6 protein-coding genes are annotated in these 6,196 nt (G+C 41.0%); 4 read left to right on the top strand and 2 right to left on the bottom strand.

The features are described 5' to 3' along the window. On the top strand, nt 1-495 hold a 495-nt coding region (locus AC075J_RS17985; protein WP_476390577.1), incomplete at its 5' end, for a YczE/YyaS/YitT family protein. A gap of 80 nt (nt 496-575) precedes the next feature. Here the strand turns inward: AC075J_RS17985 and sdaAA are convergent. After that, the gene (sdaAA, locus tag AC075J_RS17980) at nt 576-1,445 is read right to left on the bottom strand and encodes an L-serine ammonia-lyase, iron-sulfur-dependent, subunit alpha (protein WP_055150769.1); all 870 of its coding nucleotides are present in this window, start codon (nt 1,443-1,445) and stop codon (nt 576-578) included. A 19-nt stretch (nt 1,446-1,464) separates the two neighbouring features. After that, entirely contained in the window at nt 1,465-2,133 is a 669-nt protein-coding gene (gene sdaAB, locus AC075J_RS17975; protein ID WP_173703201.1) for an L-serine ammonia-lyase, iron-sulfur-dependent subunit beta, read from the bottom strand. A gap of 758 nt (nt 2,134-2,891) precedes the next feature. Between sdaAB and mgtE the strand changes: the two genes are divergently transcribed. The 3 genes from mgtE to AC075J_RS17960 all read left to right on the top strand — a co-directional run. Next, entirely contained in the window at nt 2,892-4,286 is a 1,395-nt protein-coding gene (gene mgtE, locus AC075J_RS17970) for a magnesium transporter (protein ID WP_128867939.1), read from the top strand. Between the two features lie 39 nt (nt 4,287-4,325). Next, a complete protein-coding gene (locus AC075J_RS17965) occupies nt 4,326-5,234 on the top strand; it encodes a LysR family transcriptional regulator (RefSeq protein WP_128867936.1) in 909 nt (302 codons plus the stop codon). A 499-nt stretch (nt 5,235-5,733) separates the two neighbouring features. Beyond that, nucleotides 5,734-6,196: ABC transporter permease (locus AC075J_RS17960; protein ID WP_476390576.1), on the top strand; the 463-nt coding region annotated here is incomplete at its 3' end.

The following is a 6,196-nucleotide window of genomic DNA, read 5'->3' as shown; positions in this document are numbered from 1 at the left end:
GCAGAATGTGTGGGAATTGAATATGCCCGTTTTTTAATTCTTCTGAATCTGGGATTTTTTGTAATAGAAATTATCTGGGGAAGAAAGCTTATCGGATTGGGAACGATCATAAATGCGTTATTCCTTGGATATTTTGTTACATTTTTCTATAACCTGATCACATCTGTGATCGATGCACCGGATCAGATGGCAATGCAGGTGGTTACCGTATTTATTGGAGTTATCATAACAAGCCTTGGAATTTCCATGTACCAGCTTCCGAAACAGGGAGTTGCACCATATGACAGTATTTCCCTGATCATGACAGAGAAATGGCCGAAAATTCCGTATTTCTGGTGCAGAGTATCTAATGATGCGATCAGTGCACTGGTGTGTTGGCTTGCAGGGGGAATCGTCGGACTGGGAACACTGGTCAGTGCATTTGGATTCGGACCTTTTGTTCAGTTTTTCGATACACATTTTACATCAAAAGTGTTGGCAAAGCTGGAAAAATAATAAAAAAACTGTCCTGTATATGCACATTATACGTAGAAAATAGGTGCATTACAGAGACAGTTTTTTTATTTGTCAGCCTGTTAACTGCATATATGGCATGCTTCACATGCAGATGGCGTAGTAGCGCATCCTCCCATAGCAGTTTCACGCAGTTCTGCAGGAAGCTTTTTACCCACGGTAAACATCGTCTGGATCATTTCGTCTAGAGGAATCAACTGCGGAATTCCTGCGAGAGCCATTTCTGCGGCAATTATAGCGTTTGCCACACCTGCAGCATTTCTGTTTTGACATGGATATTCTACCAGACCGCCGACCGGATCGCATACCAGACCAAGCATGTTCATAAGAACAGTAGATGCAGCAAAAGTACATTCTTTCGGTGAACCTCCCATCAGCTCTACAGCAGCAGATGCAGCCATTGCAGATGCAACCCCTACCTCGGCCTGGCATCCGCCTACCGCACCTGCAACAGTTGCATTTCGCATTGCCAGATAACCAATGGCACTTGCGTTAAATAATGCCCGTATAATCTCTTCATCAGAGAATTGATAATGTTCCTGCATTGCCAGCATCAGCCCCGGTACGATTCCGGCAGAACCGGCAGTAGGAGAGGCCACGATCAGCCCCATGGAGGCATTCGTTTCCAGTGTAGCCATAGCATAAGTAATTGCCTTCTGAAGCAGATTTCCGCAGAGACCTTTTTTCTCCTGAGCGTGGAGACTCAGCTTTCTGGCTTCGCCGCCGATCAGACCACCCATAGATTTTACCGGCTGTCTGATTGGTGAGAAAGCAGCATCTTTCATAATTCCCAGTACTCGTGTCATTTTTTTATTTACAATCTCAGAGGCTGTTTCGCCAAGCTCAATCTCACGGATACGCATAATCTCTGAGATAGGAAGATTTTTTTCTTCACAGAGTGCTAAGAGTTCATTTGCATTTTTAAAATCCATGATAAAAATCCTCCTTTCTTTACATCTGTACGATCATAACTTCATGAATATTCGGGTTCTCGCGAATCGCAGGAACGATATTCTCAGGAAGTTTGCCGTCAGATTCTACGATTGTATAAGCAATCTCTCCCTTGCTTTCACGGAACAGACGCATAAATGCAATATTGATATTGCGGTCACTCAGGCATTTGGTAATATAGGCCACAACGCCGGGAGTGTCCTGATGAATCACGATCACTGCACTGTACTCGCCTGTAAAGTCTACCTGTACGTGATTGATATCTACAATACGGACCTTGCCTCCTCCAAGGGATTCGCCGCGTACGGTCAGTTTCTGGCCTTTTTCATTTTCCATGCAGATATCTACGGTGTTCGGATGAATATCTGTTTCCTGCTCATTTGGAGTGAAAGAGAATTTCAGACCTTTTTCATGAGCAATATCAAAAGAATTTCGGATGCGCATATCATCAGTAGAGAATCCCATAATACCACCCAGCAGAGCTCGGTCAGTACCGTGACCATGGTAAGTTTTTGCAAAAGAGCCGTACAGGATGAAGTCGGCTCTCTTTAACGGGCCTTCGATCATTTTCTGGGCAAGATAGGAAATACGCGCCGCACCTGCGGTATGTGAACTTGAAGGACCGATCATGTTCGGCCCCATAACATCAAATACACTGATAAATGACATATTTTTTCTCCTGTGAATATCAATTATAGTCTTGCATGTTTATGGCAATAATCTTATTATTTGCAAATTTCTGATTATATTCTATCATTTAGGAATAAAAGAAGCAAACTTATCGTTAACATTAACAAAAATTAATGTAAAAAATGAGAAAACAGGGTTGCTTTTTCTCTACTGGGCGGTTACAATAACTGTGCAAATTGAAAATAATTTTAAAAATGCTGTTTCAAAATAGGGAACAGCATAAAATTTGCTGTTAGAAATCAGATTCCCGAAAACAGGGTCTGATATCCGAAATCGTAAATTTTAAAGAAAAGGCAGGTGGAACAGAATGGATAATTGCGATTCTCATGGGCGAAGTAGTAGCACAGGATCTGAATTAAAAAGAGTATATGAGTATAGCAGCCGTTTTTGTTCTGCTGTAGTCATATATTTTCAGGATTTTCCATGTATGCATATAAAATAGAAGTTTTTTACTGTCTGTGATCTGACAGTTTCTGTATGTGGAAGATCGGATGTCTTTTTCATTTCTTATCCTGTATTTATGAAATTCCCCCGAATCATGCAATTACATATTGAGCAGTAATGATCCGGCGAAGATGCCGGACAGTTACGGACAGCGGATGAATAGCAGGTTATGGTTTGATACCCTGCGGTTTAGTGTGCTGGAAAAAGTATAGAAGAAATAGCAGTAAAATGTAATAAATAACAGACTGCTTTCTTTTGGTGTGCTTTTATGCAAAAAAACGGAGGATGAAAGAATGGAGAAAAGAGTACAGGATTATTCCAAAGAAATTCTGAAGATCATTCGCAGCAACACCTCTCCGGCCGTTATGGGAGAAAGGCTGCAGGATTATCATGAGAATGATCTGGCAGATGTAATGCCGAAACTGACTGTACAGGAGCGGTGCAAGCTGTACCGTATCCTGGATACAGATATGCTCTCTGATATTTTTGAATATACAGATGAGGAGAATGCAGCAGAGTATCTGAATGAAATGGATGTGAAAAAAGCAGCGGCCATTTTATCCAGAATGGAGACAGATGCTCTTGCAGATGTATTAAATAAAGTTGAAAAAACAAAGAAAAAAATACTGATCGATCTGCTTGAACCTGAGGTTCGACGTGATGTGGAGATGATCGCATCCTTTGATGAGGATGAGATCGGAAGCCGCATGACAACAAATTATATTGTGATCACAGATAAACTGACAGTTAAGCAGGCAATGAGCAGTCTGATCGAACAGGCTGCAAAAAATGACAATATCTCCACTATTTTTGTAGTGACAGAGCAGCAGAAATTTTATGGGGCCATTAATCTGAAAGAACTGATCATTGCCAGACGGGATGATCTGCTTGAGAATCTGGTGGTGACGTCCTATCCATATGTATATGCGGAAGAGAATATTGATGACTGTATCGAAGAACTGAAAGATTATTCTGAGGATTCTATTCCGGTTCTTGACAACGATAATCAGCTTCTGGGTGTTATCACATCTGCCAGTATCATTGACCTGGTTGATGATGAGATGGGTGATGACTATGCGAAGCTGGCCGGTCTGACTGCAGAAGAGGATTTAAAGGAGCCACTGAAAGAAAGTATGAAGAAACGTCTGCCCTGGCTGATCATTCTTCTGGGACTTGGCATGGTAGTTTCCTCAGTGGTAGGAATTTTTGAGAAGGTGGTGACTGCACTTCCGATCATTATGTGCTTCCAGTCTTTGATCCTTGATATGGCAGGTAATGTGGGTACCCAGTCTCTGGCTGTGACGATTCGTGTGCTGATGGATGAATCTCTGACAGGTAAGCAGAAACTGGAACTTGTGTGGAAGGAAATGAGAATTGGTCTGTGTAATGGCGGACTTCTTGGAATTCTGTCTTTTGCGCTGATTGGATTGTATATTTATCTGTTTAAAGGAAAAACACTTTTGTTTTCCTATGCAGTATCCGGATGTATCGGTGTGGCACTGTTGCTGGCTATGTTGATCTCCAGTGCAGTAGGCACCTGTATTCCATTGTTCTTTAAGAAGATCAATATTGACCCGGCAGTAGCATCAGGTCCGCTGATCACAACAGTGAATGACCTTGTTGCAGTAATTACCTATTATGGCCTGAGCTGGCTGTTCTTATTAAAAATGCTGAATCTTGCAGGCTGAATTTCAGATAATAAAAACAGAAAGAGGGATAAAATCTTTATGGATTTAAAACAATTACAGTATTTCGTAGTATGTGCGCAGACTGGTTCATTCAGTGATGCTGCGAAAAATCTGTATTCTACACAGCCCAGTGTCAGCAAGGTGATCAAGGGACTGGAAGATACGCTGGGAATGCAGCTTTTTGAACGGCTTCCAAGAGGAATCAGACTGACAGTACAGGGGCACAAGATTTATGAATATGCGTCGAAAATTATAAATGAAGTAAATGTTCTGGAAAATATGGCTTCCAGCGGAATGACAAAATGGATCCGGATATCTTTAAACCCCAGTTCCTGGTTTGCCAATCAGTTTGTAGACTTTTATAATGAAACCTATGAAAAAAAGTACCATTTCCAGGTAACAACAGCAGGCGTACAAAGCGTAATGGAAAGAGTCAGGGATTATATGGATGACATTGGTTTTGTATATATCCTCAGTCAGCAGAAGGAAAATTTTTTGTATGAACTGTCAAAAAACAAAATGCATTTCGAACCTATCTATGAAACAGATGTAATGCTGTATCCGGGAGGGCTGACAGAACTTTACAATTCCGGCAAAGAGAGGGCAGAACTGGAAGACCTGGAAGGAATCCGTTTTATACAGAATTATCAGGATGAATTTTTTGACATCGGTGCTGTAAAAGAGGATGCATTCCAATGGAAGGACATTGATATTTCCGTGCTGACCAACAGTGATTATATTATGGAAAAAATGCTGAAGAACAGTAAGGTGGCAAATATAAGCGGAAGTTACCTGTCAGAAAACAAAGAAGGAACTACACCGGGAATCCCTCTGGATCTTGGAGACAGTAAAGTGATTTTTGGTTTTATACTCCACAAAGGAGAAGAAATGGATGAGAGTGTGGCAGAGCTTGTGGAGTTTTTAAAGAGCAGACTGCCGAAGCATTAATAAAAATTGCAGTTGACTTTTTAACTTATTTTGCATATACTAATAGTAGCTAAGAAATGAAGTGAAATTTCCATGAAGCGAAACGAAAGCCCTCAGAGTTGCCGCTCTGAGGGCTTTCTTGCTCGTTACGGAGAGCTGTTCCGTTTAGACTGTTGCTGTCTAATGTCCGCTGTCCAGCCATTTGCATATGTAGTAGCTAACTACGCCTGCTATGACAGAGACAAGAAATGAAGTAAAAATTGCTTCCATGAAACTCACCTCCTTCCTGCTGGAGGTTCGACAGCTCTTGTAGTATAACATAGTTTAGAACAAAATGGGATGGTTGTTTTAAATTATTGCTGATATTAAAAAAAACTATTCCAAAAATGACGATAGATATTCAAATTAAGAATAGCTTATAACCCCCAGGGTGGGTTGTGGGCTATTTTTGCTTTTGTTAAACTGAATGGTGGCAAATTAGGAGTACAATTTTCAAAAATTATAAAATGGAGATAATCAAATGAGAAAATATGCATTCAGACGACTGCTCCAGCTGATTCCCATTTTGTTTGCGATTACTTTTCTCTCCTATGGCATGATGCGGATTGCGGGAAGTGATGTAGTGACACAAAAAATGGAAAATACAGGACAGATTCTGTCAGAAGATAAGTTAAATGCAGCCAGAGAACAGCTGGGACTGGACAAACCATTTCTGACCCAGTATTTTGTGTGGCTTGGGAAACTGCTTCATGGAGATATGGGAAACAGCTATGTATCCAGTCTTCCGGTTTTTGACACGTTCATATCGAAGCTTCCGGCAACGCTGCTTCTTACAGTGACATCTATTTTGCTGACCATCATCATATCAATCCCTCTGGGAATTCTGTCAGCAGTGAAACAGAATACGATTACGGATTATCTGATCCGTTTATGCAGCTTTATAGGAAACAGTCTTCCTAATTTTTTTGTATCATTGCTGTTGA

The sequence above is a fragment of the Blautia sp. ZXY-1-C6 genome (genome assembly GCF_056339875.1).
The sequence above is the reverse complement of the archived record's forward strand: the minus strand, read 5'-3'. Positions and strand labels throughout refer to the sequence as shown.